The 15291-nt window shown below is 54.8% G+C and carries 10 protein-coding genes; 2 read left to right on the top strand and 8 right to left on the bottom strand.

Going from position 1 to position 15291, the window contains the following annotated elements:
• Nucleotide 1 precedes the first annotated feature (1 nt).
• The 5 genes from ACJJII_RS08070 to ACJJII_RS08050 form a co-directional block, all read right to left on the bottom strand.
• A complete protein-coding gene (locus tag ACJJII_RS08070; protein ID WP_444919266.1) occupies nucleotides 2-799 on the bottom strand; it encodes an enoyl-CoA hydratase/isomerase family protein in 798 nt (265 codons plus the stop codon).
• Nucleotides 800-871: 72 nt separating this feature from the next.
• On the bottom strand, nucleotides 872-2479 hold the full coding sequence (locus tag ACJJII_RS08065) for a carboxyl transferase domain-containing protein (RefSeq protein ID WP_444918863.1): 1608 nt from the start codon (nucleotides 2477-2479) through the stop codon (nucleotides 872-874).
• A 118-nt stretch (nucleotides 2480-2597) separates the two neighbouring features.
• The gene (locus ACJJII_RS08060; protein WP_108731530.1) at nucleotides 2598-3767 is read right to left on the bottom strand and encodes an isovaleryl-CoA dehydrogenase; all 1170 of its coding nucleotides are present in this window, start codon (nucleotides 3765-3767) and stop codon (nucleotides 2598-2600) included.
• 110 nt (nucleotides 3768-3877) lie between these two features.
• On the bottom strand, nucleotides 3878-4294 hold the full coding sequence (locus tag ACJJII_RS08055) for a MerR family transcriptional regulator (RefSeq protein ID WP_444914920.1): 417 nt from the start codon (nucleotides 4292-4294) through the stop codon (nucleotides 3878-3880).
• Nucleotides 4295-4392: 98 nt separating this feature from the next.
• A complete protein-coding gene (locus ACJJII_RS08050) occupies nucleotides 4393-5505 on the bottom strand; it encodes a hypothetical protein (protein ID WP_444918862.1) in 1113 nt (370 codons plus the stop codon).
• 310 nt (nucleotides 5506-5815) lie between these two features.
• Between ACJJII_RS08050 and serB the strand changes: the two genes are divergently transcribed.
• Nucleotides 5816-6925, top strand: coding sequence for a phosphoserine phosphatase SerB (serB, locus tag ACJJII_RS08045; RefSeq protein ID WP_444918861.1), 1110 nt, complete (start codon nucleotides 5816-5818; stop codon nucleotides 6923-6925).
• 427 nt (nucleotides 6926-7352) lie between these two features.
• Here the strand turns inward: serB and ACJJII_RS08040 are convergent, their stop codons facing one another.
• Complete coding sequence (locus tag ACJJII_RS08040; RefSeq protein ID WP_444918860.1) at nucleotides 7353-9296, bottom strand: M1 family metallopeptidase; 1944 nt, start codon at nucleotides 9294-9296, stop codon at nucleotides 7353-7355.
• A gap of 311 nt (nucleotides 9297-9607) precedes the next feature.
• Here ACJJII_RS08040 and ACJJII_RS08035 point away from each other — a divergent pair, with 311 nt between their 5' ends.
• Nucleotides 9608-11269 (top strand): alkaline phosphatase D family protein, encoded by a 1662-nt coding sequence (locus ACJJII_RS08035; RefSeq protein ID WP_444918859.1) that lies wholly within the window; start codon nucleotides 9608-9610, stop codon nucleotides 11267-11269.
• Nucleotides 11270-11338: 69 nt separating this feature from the next.
• Here the strand turns inward: ACJJII_RS08035 and ACJJII_RS08030 are convergent, their stop codons facing one another.
• Entirely contained in the window at nucleotides 11339-13426 is a 2088-nt protein-coding gene (locus ACJJII_RS08030; RefSeq protein WP_444918858.1) for a GGDEF/EAL domain-containing response regulator, read from the bottom strand.
• 381 nt (nucleotides 13427-13807) lie between these two features.
• A complete protein-coding gene (gene epmB, locus ACJJII_RS08025; protein WP_444918857.1) occupies nucleotides 13808-14848 on the bottom strand; it encodes an EF-P beta-lysylation protein EpmB in 1041 nt (346 codons plus the stop codon).
• Nucleotides 14849-15291: the final 443 nt, after the last annotated feature.

Raw genomic sequence — 15291 nt, 5'->3', positions numbered from 1 at the left:
ATTACCCTTCGCTACCATTCATCCAACTGGGTGCACGCTTTTCCAAAAACGCACTCAACCCTTCCTGTCCTTCCGGCGACACACGCACGGCAGCGATCAGCGCGCTGGTCTGGCCCTGCAATTCATCGTTGATAACCCGGTTGGACATGGACATAGCCAGTTGCTTGGCCATGGCGACTGCCTTGGGGCCATTGTCGGCAATGGCATTCACTAATTTCTGCACATGCAGGTCCAGATCGGCCTCGGCACAGACTTCGGATACCAAACCGATCTGTTCCGCGCGTTCAGCGGGAAAACGTTCCGCTGTGACAAAGTAACGACGCGCATGGCGAGTGCCGATAGCATTGATGACATAGGGACTGATGGTGGCGGGCAGCAACCCGATTTTGACTTCGGACAAACAGAAGCTGGCGCGCTCAGAGGCCACGGCCATATCGCAGCAGCTCACCAGGCCCACGGCCCCGCCAAAAGCGGCGCCCTGTACTCGCGCAATGGTGGGCGCAGGAAAAGTGTCGAGCTTGTACAGCATGGCGGCGAGCGCAGCTGCATCGCGGCGGTTTTCCTCTTCTGAATAAGTCGCCATGCGCTTCATCCAGTTGAGGTCGGCTCCGGCAGAAAAGCTCTTGCCATTGGAGGCTAGTACCAACACACGTACAGCGGGGCTTTGCGCCAGGGTGTCAAAGGTGGTGGCCAGCTCGTGGATCAGTTCATCATCAAAAGCGTTGTGGATTTCCGGCCGGTTCAGGGTGACCGTGGCCACGCCCTCGCTATCCACTTCGCACAGCAATTTATCGCTCATTGTAATTCCTCGATTGGGGCGTCTATCAAAAGCGGCACCGGAACATTTCGCTGGCGCCGCAACCACGGTTCCTTACATGCGGAACACGCCGAACTTGGTCTCTTCCGGTTCCTTGTGGCTGGCCGCCGCCAGGCACAGACCGAGCACGCGGCGGGTATCCGCCGGATCGATAACGCCGTCATCCCACAAGCGCGCGGAGGCGTAGTATGGGTGCCCCTGGTGTTCGTAGTTATCCACAATCGGCTGCTTAAACTGGCGCTCTTCCTCTTCGCTCCAGGATTCACCCCGGGCGGCCATCTGGTCGCGCTTCACCTGGGCCAATACGCCAGCAGCCTGTTCACCCCCCATAACCGAGATGCGCGCATTGGGCCACATAAACAGGAAGTTGGGATCGTAGGCGCGGCCACACATACCGTAGTTACCGGCGCCGAAAGAGCCGCCGATGAGGATGGTAATTTTGGGCACCTTGGCGGTAGCGACAGCGGTCACCATCTTGGCGCCGTGTTTGGCGATGCCGCCCGCCTCGTACTGTTTGCCCACCATAAAGCCAGTGATATTTTGCAGGAACACCAGCGGGATCTTGCGCTGCGCGCACAACTCAATAAAGTGCGCGCCCTTCTGCGCACTCTCCGCAAACAGGATGCCGTTATTGGCAACAATTCCCACCGGGTAGCCCTGGATACGGGCAAAACCGGTTACCAGGGTGGTGCCGTACAACGCTTTAAATTCATCGAACTCAGATCCGTCCACAACCCGCGCGATAATCTCACGCACGTCAAACGGCTGACGCGAATCTTTGGGCACCACGCCGTAAATGTCTTCCGGTGGATAAATCGGCTCCACAGGCTTTTGGATATCCAGGCCAGGATTTTTGATACGGTTCAGGCGAGCTACAGAGCGGCGCGCTAACTGCAGGGCGTGTACATCATTATTGGCGTAGTGATCGGAAACCCCGGAAGTGCGACAGTGCACCTCGGCACCGCCGAGCTCCTCAGCGGAAACTTCTTCACCGGTGGCCGCTTTCACCAGGGGCGGGCCCGCCAGGAAGATGGTGGCCTGCTCTTTCACCATAATGGATTCGTCTGCCATGGCCGGCACATAGGCTCCACCGGCGGTGCAGCTACCCATAACCACCGCGATCTGCGGAATATTCTGTGCAGAGAGATTGGCTTGGTTAAAGAAGATGCGACCGAAGTGCTCACGGTCAGGGAAAACGTCGTCCTGGCGCGGCAAATTAGCACCACCGGAATCCACCAGGTAAATGCACGGCAGATTGTTCTGCTCGGCGATGGTCTGCGCGCGCAGGTGTTTTTTTACTGTGAGGGGATAATAGGTTCCGCCTTTTACAGTGGCATCGTTAGCTACTATCACACAGGGCTGACCGGAGACGGTGCCGATGCCGGTAATAATACCCGCAGCCGGAACATCCTCACCGTAAACCTCGTGAGCGGCCAGCTGGGAAAATTCCATAAAAGGGCTACCCGGATCGAGCAGCGCATCGATACGGTCCCGTGGCAATAATTTTCCTCGCGCCAGGTGTTTTTCCCTTGCGCGCTCGCCGCCGCCCTGGGCGATGGCTTCCACTTTCTCGCGCAGGTCTGCCACCAGCGCCTGCATCTGCTCGCGGTTTTCGCCAAAGGCGGTATCGCGCGTGTTTATTTTGCTCTGCAACTGATTCATAAAGTCCGATTCACTTTCCCGGAGAAAAGACCTCCACAGGGCGCAGCTTATTGCCGCAGTGCCCGGCTGGAGACAGCTGCCGCCGGCAGGCGCCGGCGGCGAGAAGAAATGCCCAGCCTTAGCGGGTCTCTTTAAACAGCTCGCGACCAATCAGCATACGGCGCACTTCAGAAGTGCCCGCGCCGATTTCGTAGAGCTTGGCATCGCGCAGCAGACGACCAGTGGCGTACTCGTTGATGTAGCCATTGCCGCCCAGTGTCTGGATAGCCTGCAGGGCCATCTGTGTTGCGCGCTCCGCAGTAAACAGGATTACAGCGGCGGCGTCCTTGCGCGAGTCCTCACCGCGATCACAAGCCCGGGCCACAGCGTACAGGTAAGAGCGGCTGGCATTCAGGTCAGCGTACATATCGGCGATCTTGCCCTGCATCAGCTGGAACTCACCGATGGCCTTGCCGAACTGCTTGCGCTCGTGAATATAGGGAACCACCACATCCAGGCAGGCCTGCATAATTCCGACAGGGCCTCCAGAGAGAATCGTGCGCTCGTAGTCGAGACCGCTCATCAATACGCGTACACCGCCGTTCAATTCACCGAGGATATTTTCTTCCGGCACTTCACAGTCTTCGAACACCAGCTCACAGGTGTTGGAACCGCGCATGCCCAGCTTGTCGAGCTTTTGTGCCTGGGAGAAGCCGGCAAAGCCGCGCTCAACGATAAATGCAGTGATACCACCGGAGCTGATGCCCGGCTCAGTGCGGGCGTAGATCACGTAGGTATCGGCATCGGGACCGTTGGTGATCCACATTTTATTGCCGTTCAAAATAAAGCGATCACCGCGCTTCTCGGCGCGCAGTTGCAGACTTACCACGTCGGAACCGGAGTTGGGTTCACTCATGGCCAAGGCGCCTACATGTTCACCGGAACACAGCTTGGGCAGGTACTTGAGCTTCTGCTCGCGGGTACCATTTTTACGGATCTGGTTTACGCACAGGTTGGAGTGGGCACCGTAGGACAAGCCCACAGAAGCAGAGGCGCGGGAAATCTCTTCCATGGCCACAGCGTGTGCCAGGTAACCCATATTGGAACCGCCGAACTCCTCTTCCACGGTCATGCCCAGCAGACCCAGCTCGCCAAACTTTTTCCACATGTCCGCTGGAAACAGGTTGTCTTCATCGATCTGCGCCGCGCGCGGGGCCAGCTCCGCCTGGCAGAACTTGTAAACCATGTCACGGAGCATATCGATGTCTTCACCGAGACCGAAATTCAGGGTTGGGTAGGAGGTGTTCATAACGGCTCCACTGATATTTAAAAATGTCTTTAATTCAAATAACCGCCTTGGCGGCTGTTCAATACCACATGAGGCAACTGCGCCACTCTTGGCACAGTGCCGAAATCTGTTTAGGAAACGCTGCTGTCATCGCTTTGCGCCAGGGACTCACGGGCCCTGGATTCAGCTTCATCCAGCTCTTCCATCAGGCTTTCGATATCCCGCAGTTGCTGTTGTAACTGCAGTCGCTTTTGCGCGATGCGCTCCAATAGACGGTGCAACTGCTCTACATTGCCGTGGGCCGGGTCGTACATATCGATAATTTCGCGGCTCTCATCCAGGGAGAATCCCAGCCGCTTTCCGCGCAGGATCAGCTTTAGGCGCACACGCTCTTCGGGACTATAGACGCGAGTCTGGCCGCGACGCTCCGGATTGAGCAGGCCCTTGTCCTCATAGAAGCGGATGGCGCGAGTAGTGATATCGAACTCCCGCGCCAGCTCGGAAATGCTGTAACTATGGGGCTCAATTTGGCTTGCTTCTGCTTTCATAACGACTTCCTCAAGATGCCATCAAGCCTAACAAGAGTTTACGTTAACGTAAACGTAAAGCACGCGCCAAAAAAGAACCCTAAGGCACTTCCGGTCACTTAGCCTACGGGGGTCCTGTGGGGAGTAGACTCAGCGCCGAGCAGCTGTTGTAGCTGATTATTGAGAAGTTTTTGATAGGAAGGGGTTAGGCCGGTCACCTCCAATGCCCAACCGGCACCGTGATGCTCAATTCGCCCCACCAGGGAACTGTCCTCAAGAAGTTCCGGGTGCAAAAACAAGCCACGGGACTGGTTGAGTAGCTGATCGGCACAGAAATCCGGACTCTGTGGCTGGGATGGGACTACCGCCAGAGCCAGTTTCAAACCGGTCGCACGGCTAACGCTCTGCATCTCCCGCAGCAATAAACCACAGCAGACTGCGCGGAAGGCCGCATCAGTTCCAGTGAAATCCAGGCCGATCTGTGGCCCGGCGCAACTCAAGGGGGTGGCGCCGTATATGCGCTGCAACAAACGCATACGTCCATCTAGCTCCCGCTGCAAACCCTCCAGGGCACTGCGACTTAACTGGTTGCCCAACTGCGCCCAGTTAAGGGGGCGAAGATAAAGCCCAATGCTGGGCTCGGTAACTTCAGCTACAGCTTGAGCAGACTCAGTAACTTGTGCGGGCAATTTGCGCTCCCGGGACAAGCTACCGGTAAGCAGGGCCGCAGCTGCACTAAATGGCAGGGCAAAAACGAGGGTCAGCAACAAGCTGGCCCAAGGGAAGGTAACGGAATTACCAGGCTCAAACGCTACGGTAATATTGCCGGCAATACTATCGTGCAGGACCACTGGCTCGGTGATCGTCTCCCCCTCTTTCAGGTCCCCCACTTCGGCCAGGGAATTCGATTCCACATCCTCAATTAAAATGCCGGAAACCATTGGAAGCTCCAGCAGTTGGCGAGCGATGAGCTGTAAGCTGATACGATCCCCCGCAACAATACTCTCCAGGCTCTGCCCCGCGAGAATAGTCGCTGCCGCCTTCGCGGTAACTCTGTCTCGCTCTATCTGGCCGGTGCGCTGCTGACCATAAAAATGCCCCAGTGCCGCCGCACAGAATATTGCCAGTGTTAGCCAGATAACCAGTGCCAATAAACGCTGACGGGCGCGTTTGGACAACTGTGCTAATTGAGCCGGTATTTTGCGAAGAATAGATACAATGGAAACTGACATAAACGGCGGCAGACATCTTGCGTATTGTTTTTTTACTATTGCCCCAGCTGTTTTGGAGCAGCGAGCATTTTAACGGTAGGCACCAAAATTGTGCATACCCAATTAATTCCTGAGCGATTGGTAAAGCAAACGACGAAATAGTTCAATTCAACTCGCACAATTCGAAAAGGAATTTTACTCTCCATTCGAACTGAGCCCATTAAAAACCCTGCTGACCGGCAGTCAATGAAATTAAAGCCCGGCAATTTTAGCGAAGAATCTCATAAGAGCTATAATGCGCCGGACATTTAATTCAATCGGGACAGAGCTTATGGGTGATCAAATAAATTCACAGGAATTCCACCTCTCCCTGAAACAGATTTCCCAGGCGTCAGGAAGTGGCACCCTGCGCTACCTGAGCTATCGAGATCAAGTCGCCAAGCTCGGCCTGGAGTATTCCGGTGTAGCCCCTTTTCCCGGTGAGGCTACGGACTTTACCCCGCCCCCCGAAGAACCGAGTGCACTTGAAGCCATTTGGTGTATCACCCTGCTGAGCCCCTCTGCCTCCCTATCCCAACTCCAATACCTTCTGCGATTTTTTGATGAGCAACAGTGGAGCCTATTCGCCGCTGATACTTTGGCACAAAGACGCGATCGCACCGTTATCCGCTTCCAAATTGATGGCGACCTCGATTTTGACAGCGCGCGCCTGGCCTGCCTTGGAGTGGCCGATGAGTTGGGAGTAGACCTAACAATCCAGGCTTCTGTTACCCAGAGAGTGCCAAAGCTGGCGGGCTTTGATATGGATTCAACCCTGATTGATGCTGAAGTCATTGACGAGCTGGCAAAAATTACTGGTATCGGTGATCAGGTTGCCGCCATCACCCAATCTGCCATGGCAGGGGACATAGATTTCTGCGAGAGCTTTAAGCGGCGTATGGCCCTGCTAAAAGGTTTTTCCGAGCAGCGTTTGGCAGAAATTGCCCGGGAATTGCCGTTAAAAGAAGGGGCCTATGAGTTACTGGCAGCCTTGCACGCACTGGGCTGCAAAACGGCACTGCTTTCCGGCGGCTTTACCTACTTCGCGAAATTCCTGCAGCGAGAGCGCCTGCCCCTGGATTATATCCATGCCAATGAACTGACATTTGCCGAAGGGGCCCTCACCGGCGAAGTAGTGGAACCCATTATTGATGGCGATCGCAAACGCAAGTTACTGCAGGAAATTGCCGGAAGCTTAGATTTAGCACTGGAAAGTGTGGTCGCTATGGGTGACGGCGCCAACGATATTCCCATGTTGAATTTAGGGGAACTGGGTATCGCCATTCACCCCAAGCCCAAGGTGAGGCTACAGGCCCCCCAGGCCATCAATCTGTTTGGCCTGGACGCCGCCCTCTACTTATTTGGTCTCAATGACCAACAAATTGCCAAGCTCGGGGTATAACCCGGCTTAGCTCTTAAAGCATCGCGTGAGGAAAAGGGAAACTCGGCCGCTTATTGTGATCCGTGCAAGCACTGGGCCCGGGTTTCTGCCCACAACTGGCAAGAAAAAGCCCCAGGACGACTATTAGTAAAGCCCGTTTATACATAGGTGCCTCCCTTCCTGAGTAAAATCTCTGGGCAGCAGAGTACGCAAAGGCAATCCATTTGAACAGCCGTTTAATGATTTTTATGCCAGAAATCTGGCGTATTAATCACGCTATCGTACCAGTTCACTTAGCTATAAAAACAAACTGAAAGAATGCCCATAAAAAATATTTTGTGGAGCAAACTTTAGCATTAGCCAAAGTGGAAGGGAAAAAGAAAGGGGAGAGTTGCCGCAACTCTCATATTGACCTATGGGAATTGCGACAACCGGGAAAAGAGAGCGATTAACTCTCTTTTTTACCGTAAATAACCAGGCTATTTACTTTTACCGTCAGCGGGTGATAACCCACCTTGGCGCGCTCAAAAATGCGTGCAGCCACGTCTTTTTTACCAGTCTCAACCATATTGCGATATAGCGGGCGCAGGAACTTGTTGCGGCCGATACTGGTGAGAAAATTCTCAAGGCGCTCGAAGGCCGGCTCGTAATCGTTGCGCACTGCAATCATCAGCCAGCTGAAAGCCACCTCGTTATTGCGGGATTCGGTCAGGCCAAAGGCGCCGTCCAACTCCTTCAACTGAGCTTCCGTCAGTTTTTCCGGCATACCATCGAGGAAGTACTTCCACTGGTGGAAAGTCCAGCCTTTGGTATCGATATCCTTCGCCGCCAGTTTGCCGTCCAACCACTGTTGACGCACTGGATCCAATTTAGTGAAGGCATCGGACTTCGGATGCGGCGCACCTTCGGGAATACCCGGATCGAAGATCCACTGAAGGATGCGGTCGCGGTCCAACTTATCGGCGTGCTCAACCAACAAGGTCTTGTCGAGATACTTAACGAAGTCCTCGGTGGTGATGCTCTGGAAGGAGAAGTGGTTGAAGTACTCCATCAGGAAGCGGTCAAACGCTTCGCGACCTACTTTCTGCTCCAGCTCATACAGGAACAGGGAGCCTTTCTCGTAGGGAATATTGGAGAAAACTTCATCCGGGTCACGTCCGCGCAGGTCGATCGCCATAATTTCATCGCGGGGCTCTTTATCAGCCAGATCCGCTTGCAGGTCGTCATAGCCCAGGGCCATTTCCATCTGGTAGCGCTCATCACCGTAGACGAACTGCATGATGCGGTTAGTCAGGTAGGTGGTGAAACCTTCATTCAGCCAAAGGTCGCGCCAGCTGGCATTGGTTACCAGGTTGCCGGACCAGGAGTGGGCCAGTTCGTGGGCAATCAGGGCTACCAGGCTCTTATCACCGGCGATCACCGTCGGAGTGATAAAGCTAAGACGCGGGTTTTCCATACCGCCGAAGGGGAAGCTGGGTGGCAGAATCAGCAGGTCGTAACGATCCCAGTGGTAGGGGCCATAAGCCTTTTCGGTCACTTCCAGCATGGATTCGGTATCGGCAAACTCCGCCGCTGCAGATTCCAGCATGGAGGGCTCAGCGTAGACACCGGTGCGCTCGCCCATGGGCTTGAACTTCAGGTCACCAACCGCCAGGGCAATCAGGTAGGAGGGGATGCGCTGGGGCATTTCAAACTCGTAGACGCCATCTTTGGCCGCCTGCGGGTCATTGTTCGCACTCATGACTGCGCGCAGTTCTTTCGGAGTGCGTACAGTGGCGTTGTAAGTGATGCGAACTTTCGGGGAGTCCTGCAGCGGAATAAAGCTGCGCGCGTGAATTGCCTGAGCCTGGGTAAACAGGAACGGATGCTTTTTACCCGCAGTCTGCTGGGGCTCCAGCCACTGCACGCCAGAAGCGCCCGGCACTGTACGGTAGCGGATAGTAATGCTGTCGGCATCTTCCGGCAGCTCAATGTTCAGCGGAGTGCCCAGGTGGCTGTCTTTCTCGCCCATGGAGAATTTTACTGGCGCGCCATTGGCGGATACAGAAACCACTTCCAGTTCGCGGGTATCCAGTACCATCGGCAGGTTCTTGTCGTTGAGACGCTTGAAGTCCAACTTGGCTTCACCCTCAAGAACCTTGCGAGTGAAGTCGACAGTCAAATCCAGATCCAGGTGTTGCACCTGGTAGTCATTGCTGTTGGCGAAAGAGTGGTAATCCACACCGGACTGAGGTGCCTTTTTAACACCCGGCTTCTTCTCGATCACAGCGGACGCCTTCATCGGCGCGCTCGCACTGTCTAATTCGGCCTTGGAAGGCTCCGACTTGGAACAGCCACCGGCAACGGCAAGGCCGCCAACGATCAGACTGGTACACAGTAAACGGGGCAACATGGGTCTACTCCCTGAGTTCAGCTTTTCAATTTGCGCCACAGGATACCTGACAGAGCGCAGATGAGAAACGACAGGGGACTCTGCACCCGCCGCAAGGGGGCACACTGATCACCCGCTCAAGCCACCGGTACCGACGGTCATGCCGCGTTTTGCCAATAAACCAGATTAATGTCTCAGTTTCGTCGCCTTAGGACGAATTTCATGACTAATAGCAGCGAGGGAAGAAAAATACTGACCGGGAATTAATACATCGTTCACTTTCCAGATTCAGACTGCGGCTCTTTTATAACAAGCACTATAAGGAGAACCCCATGTCTCTGTCCCGGAGGCGGTTTCTACAATTTTCCGGCGCAAGCCTGGCGGCCCTGCCCCTACTAAAAGCCTACGGTTCCGGCCAGGAGCCCTTCCAGCACGGCGTAGCCAGCGGTGACCCCCTGGCAGATCGCGTAATTCTCTGGACCCGTATCACTCCGTCCGCCGATCCAGAATTCCAGTCCATGGTGCCCTACACCTGGCAGGTCGCTCTGGACCCGGAAATGGCCATGGTGGTCAATAGCGGCAGCGGTATTACCGGGCCTAATGTGGACTACACCATCAAAGTGGATGCCAGCGGTCTGCAACCCGGCACCAGTTACTACTACCGCTTCTACTCTAACGGTATCGACTCGCCCATAGGCCGCACTCGCACACTGCCCATCGGCCATGTGGATAAGCTGCGCTTTGCGGTGACCAGCTGCTCCAACTATCCCATGGGTTATTTCAATGTTTACCGGGAAATTGCCCTGCGTGCAGACCTGGATGTGGTACTGCACCTGGGGGATTACATTTACGAGTACGGACCCGGTGGCTACGGTACCGGTACGGGCCTGGGGCGAGAGCCAATCCCCGCCAAGGAAATGGTGGATATCCAGGATTACCGCCTGCGCTACGCCCAGTACCGCGCCGACCCCGATTTGCAGGAAGTACATCGCCAACACCCGTTTATCTGCGTCTGGGACGACCATGAAACCACTAACAACGCATGGGCTGGCGGTGCCGAGAACCACAATGTCCAAGATGGCGAGGGCGACTGGTTTGTACGCCGCTCGGTGGCCAACCAGGCTTACTTCGAGTGGATGCCCATCCGCGATAACGGCATCTTTGATCTATTTGGTGACAGGGCCATCTACCGCAGCTTCCGCTTCGGCAACCTCATGGACCTGATGATGCTGGATACCCGCATCGCCGCACGCTCCGAGCAGGCCAACTGGTTCGATCAGCAGACCGCCGACGACCCGGAGCGCAGCATCCTCGGTACCCAGCAGGAACAATGGCTGCACAGTAGCCTGACCCAGTCCCAGTCGGATGGCGTGCGCTGGCGGGTATTGGGGCAACAGGTAATGATGGCGCAACTCACCCTGGCCAGGGATTTGTCTGTGAATATGGACCAGTGGGATGGTTACACCGCATCCCGCGAGCGCCTGTTCAACCACATTGCCGACAATAATATCGACAATTTTGTCGTCCTCACTGGAGATATCCACAGCTCCTGGGCCTGGGACCTGGCCAGCAATCCTTTCAGTATTTTGAAATACGGGCGCCTGACCGGACGCGGCGCCCTCGGCGGAGAATTTGTCACCCCCGGAGTAACCTCCAGCTTCCTGGACAAATCCCACCTGACGGATGTTGCAGCGATTGCTATGGACGGGTTAATACCGCACCTCAAGTGGGTGGAGATAACCCAGCGCGGTTACCTGCTGATGGATGTTTCCCACTCCCGCGCCAAGGCCCACTGGTATCACGTGGATACAGTCACCAGCCAGAATTACAGCGCCAGCCTGGCAAGGATTTATAAGCAGGAAGCGGGGCAGAACCATATCCAGCGTGCCTGGAGTGAAAGCACAGCTGATGAGTTGGTACCGGCACCGGCACCGCAGTACGGCGCCCTGGCGCGCAATACCATCGCCGCCCTACGCAGCCGCTACAACGCCTGATTTGCAGGCAATAAAAAACCGCACCCCTGTTAAGGCGGTGCGGTTTTTTAAAAAGCTTTCAGAGAGAAATTATTCGAGACTGAAATCGAAGTTCATATCCTCCGCCGGCGCCTGCACATAGTACCCCTGAATATAATCAGTACCGGTCTGCCACAAAGTCGGCAGCATACTGGCCTGCTCAATATGGGGCACTATCACCTTGGTATCCGCCTCACCCAAGCGCTGTACCAATCCTGCCAGGGAGTCACTGCTCTCGCCTTCATCCTGGACCTCGCGCACGAAGGAGGGATCGATCTTGGCGATATCCACTTTCACATGCTCAAGAGCCTTGAACGGATTGAGTCCGGTGCCGAAATGACAGACCGAAACGCGACAACCCAATTGCTGGACCTGAGTGGTAAAGTCCCGGGCCGCGTGCAGGTTGCTGTTGATATCCTCCTGACGCAACTGGAAGATCACCGTTCCCGGCGCCACCTTGGCAGCTTTGAAGGCAACCCCCAGCCAGCCGGGTAAGCTGCTGTCCACCAGTGAAGCAGTGGTGATATGCAGCATCAAAGAAATATTCTTTCCCTCAGCCCTGGCGGCTGCGGCGGCCTTGATCGCGGTAATAATTACCCAGCGATCCATTTTCGCCGACAGGCCCGCATCGCCGAGTTCCTGCAGGAAGGCCAGCGGCGCCAGCTCTTCCTTGTCATCGAGCATACGCACCAATACTTCGTACAGTTGCTCGCCAGTTCCCTGCAAACTGAGAATTGGCTGATAAAGCAGCTTCAAGCTGCCGGCCTCCAGGGCCTGAACCACCCGTGCACGGTGATAGGTATCGGCGTCGGCACCACCTTCATTATCGGGCTCGTAGAGCGCAAAATTCCCACCTTTCTTCTCTTCACCCAAGGCCTGCTTGTGAGCAGATAGCGCTTGGTCCAGCACCTGTTGCGCACCGCTGGAGGCCTCACTCATCAGGGAAATACCGATAGAGGCGGTAATTTGCAGGGTTTTGCCATCTGCATCGAAGATGGTGTCGGAAATCTTCTTCAATATATCCTGCGCGCGTTGCTCGATGCTGTCCGGAGTCGTATTCGGGCTGAGCAGGCAAAAGGCATCTTCACTGTACCGGGCCAGGGTATCGCCACTGCGTTGGCAGGACTTGAGTAATTCCGCCATGCCTTTTTGCAGGGCGTCGGCACCGGCCACTCCAACAACTTTCAACACTTCATCTTCAAAGCGATCCACTTCTATCAGCATCAGACCGCCAGTATTGTGGGAGTCCGCTGCAGATTTGATGCTGGAATCCAGTACCTGCAGGAAGTGCTGACGGTTGAAAAGCCCCGTCAGCGGATCGCGGTTCTTGATATCGCTGAGCTGCGCTTCCAATTGCTCCGTATCACCCCGGCGCGAGGCAATACGCACCTGCAGACAGCGCTCATCGTCGTAGGTGGTACTGAGTACCTCTGCGCGAGTGGGCAGGGATTCGCCAGAGGCGGTCTTAGCGGTAAATTTCCACTCTTTCGCCTCCAGCTCATTGTTGTCGATAGCGCAGCTTTTGAGGAATTCACGCCCCTCTTCCTGCTCATTTTCAGCCAGCATATCAATCAGTGGCTGGTATTCGATGTCCTCGCCAGAGTCGTAACCAAAGCGCTCTGCAAGGGAGTCATTGGCGTAGACGATCAAACCATCAGATATATAAGCGATGGCATCTTTGGAGCTATCGAGTAGCTCCTTGGCACGGTTAAGGGTCGCGTGATAGCGGCGGTCGTGTAGGCGAGCCTGACGGCGATTGGCGAGCGCCCCTAGCTCCCGCTGTATCACAAAGAGAAGGTGTTGGTCTTCATCCACCACTACAACATCGCGGGCTCCGAGCTTCAAACCTTCCACCACGGGTTGGGCACCGGTGCGCTCGGTCAGCATAATTACCGGGACATCTTTTTGCAGCTTGCTGATGGTGCGCAACGCCACTGAGGGGGGCACCTGAGTACTGCTTTCAGCCGCGATCACTAAATCCCAGGTTTTATCCTGGAGCAGGCGGTTAAACACAGCCTCGCTGGCCACATGCTGTGCTCGGTTGGGACGGCCTGCGTTGTGCAGCATACTCACAAGGCGCTGGGCTTCCGACGGGGTATCGTGAATCAGGAGAAGTCGTATTGTGTCGTTGCTACTCATTATTTGCTCTATTTTTTTAATGGCGGCACACAGCTACCGCTGGCGGTAATTTTAGGGGGCGTCAAGGATGGCATACAAGGGTAGATCAAACTGGTACCTGTGATCTAAATCACACAACGCTCCCCTATAAAAGCTTCCGCCTTTCCTATTTGCGAAACCACAGCCGCTAATCAAACTTTCCCAACCTAAGAAGCCCCTGAATACAGCGCTATAAAGCGAAATAGCAGCTGCTGAATAGGTCGACCGGACAACTATATCTGGCACTGGCGTTACGGGGTTAGCCTAGATCAATTTGGCGGTATTTATTCGTCCAACCTATCTCTCTTTATGAAAATCCCTGTCGAATACACAAAGATAACCCATACAGCTATCAGCTGAGGTTTAGCTATGTTCAGCAACTATCGGGGATTTTGATGGGACGCCGGGGATTTCACGCACCAGTTTTGGTACCAGATAACCGGGTAACTGCTGGCGGAGATGTTCGATTAGTTCCAGCGCTTTCGCATCAGAGACTTCAAAATGTGCGGCACCATTTACTCGATCCAGCTGATGCAAATAGTACGGAAGTACTCCTGCTGCAAAGAGGGATTCGCTCAACGCACCCAGCGCCTCGCGACTATCATTGACGCCTTTTAATAGCACCGCTTGGTTGAGCAGGGTGACCCCTCCACTTCGCAACTTTTGCAGAGACTCCCGCACCTCACTATCAATTTCATTGGCGTGGTTGCAGTGCAACACCAGCACGGGCTTCAGGCGGGAACCAGTAAACCAATCCAACATTTTCTGGTTTACCCGGCTAGGAGCAACTATCGGGAGGCGGCTGTGAATTCGCAGCTTATCCACATGGGGAATCTCGGCCAGTTCATCGGTGAGCCAGGCCAGTTGACGGTCACTCATAACCAAAGGATCACCGCCGCTCAGAATCACTTCGCGCAGCTCAGTGCGCGCGCGAATGTAGTCTAGAGCTGCCAGGCTCTGTCTGCGAGTTAGGTGGTTGTCGCCGTAGGGGAATTCACGTCGGAAACAGTAACGACAATTAACCGCACACTGGCCCGCAGTGATCAGCAGTAGGCGCCCGTGGTATTTGTGAACAACTCCAGGTAGAGGGTTAGCTTCTGCCTCTTCAAGGGGGTCTGAACTAAATCCCGGCACTTTCTCCAACTCATCCGCACCGGGTAAAACCTGTAACAACAATGGGTCTTCGGGATCGCCGCAACGCATGCGCCGGACAAAGGGGCGCGGCACGCGTAGGGAAAAGCCAAAAGCCGCTTGCAAGGCCTTCGGGAGGTTACGCGGGTCTAGCTGTAGTAATTGAATCAACTCTGCCGGATCAGTGACCAGATCAGACAACTCATCCTGCCAGCAGCGGGATTCCTGTGTGTCGATAAGCTCTATACCGGGGGCCGATGATGACGCCATCATGGAGATACACTACAAAATAAGAGATTGTATCAGATCCCCCACTGCAATCTCCCTCCACCACTGACAGTGATGCCCCACAAAGGGTGCCGTGACCAGGTAGACATGGGAATGCGTACAAACCCATTAGAGAAATGGCATCTGTTTCAGACCCTATCTAGTGAGTTAGTTGAACCCTCAAATCGATTCCCTAGGGTAATTACATAAACTGAATTTATTTTTGCAGAAACCCTATAAACATAATCAAAAAACCTTCACCAATCTTCTGTGGAAAAATATCGGATAGTTAGACTGTATCTTTAAGCAACCAGAGCCTTAAGGAGCCTATGAATAATTCCGTAATGCCTCTGCGGGTCTTGAAGGCTGCAGATGTTAGGCGCAGCTCGCCGCGAATGGCCGTAGCCCTTTGCAAGAGCTGCAACGTAGCAGCTGTGGCCTTCAAGGCT

This window comes from Microbulbifer maximicatervae (SeqCode), from assembly GCF_052467825.1.
The sequence above is the reverse complement of the archived record's forward strand: the minus strand, read 5'-3'. Positions and strand labels throughout refer to the sequence as shown.

What these genes read in the sequence shown, in the direction of transcription:
- ACJJII_RS08070 (WP_444919266.1), bottom strand. Translation starts at nt 799, where the DNA reads ATGAGCGATAAATTGCTGTGCGAAGTGGATAGCGAGGGCGTGGCCACG.
- ACJJII_RS08065 (WP_444918863.1), bottom strand. Translation starts at nt 2,479, where the DNA reads ATGAATCAGTTGCAGAGCAAAATAAACACGCGCGATACCGCCTTTGGC.
- ACJJII_RS08060 (WP_108731530.1), bottom strand. Translation starts at nt 3,767, where the DNA reads ATGAACACCTCCTACCCAACCCTGAATTTCGGTCTCGGTGAAGACATC.
- ACJJII_RS08055 (WP_444914920.1), bottom strand. Translation starts at nt 4,294, where the DNA reads ATGAAAGCAGAAGCAAGCCAAATTGAGCCCCATAGTTACAGCATTTCC.
- ACJJII_RS08050 (WP_444918862.1), bottom strand. Translation starts at nt 5,505, where the DNA reads ATGTCAGTTTCCATTGTATCTATTCTTCGCAAAATACCGGCTCAATTA.
- serB (WP_444918861.1), top strand. Translation starts at nt 5,816, where the DNA reads ATGGGTGATCAAATAAATTCACAGGAATTCCACCTCTCCCTGAAACAG.
- ACJJII_RS08040 (WP_444918860.1), bottom strand. Translation starts at nt 9,296, where the DNA reads ATGTTGCCCCGTTTACTGTGTACCAGTCTGATCGTTGGCGGCCTTGCC.
- ACJJII_RS08035 (WP_444918859.1), top strand. Translation starts at nt 9,608, where the DNA reads ATGTCTCTGTCCCGGAGGCGGTTTCTACAATTTTCCGGCGCAAGCCTG.
- ACJJII_RS08030 (WP_444918858.1), bottom strand. Translation starts at nt 13,426, where the DNA reads ATGAGTAGCAACGACACAATACGACTTCTCCTGATTCACGATACCCCG.
- epmB (WP_444918857.1), bottom strand. Translation starts at nt 14,848, where the DNA reads ATGATGGCGTCATCATCGGCCCCCGGTATAGAGCTTATCGACACACAG.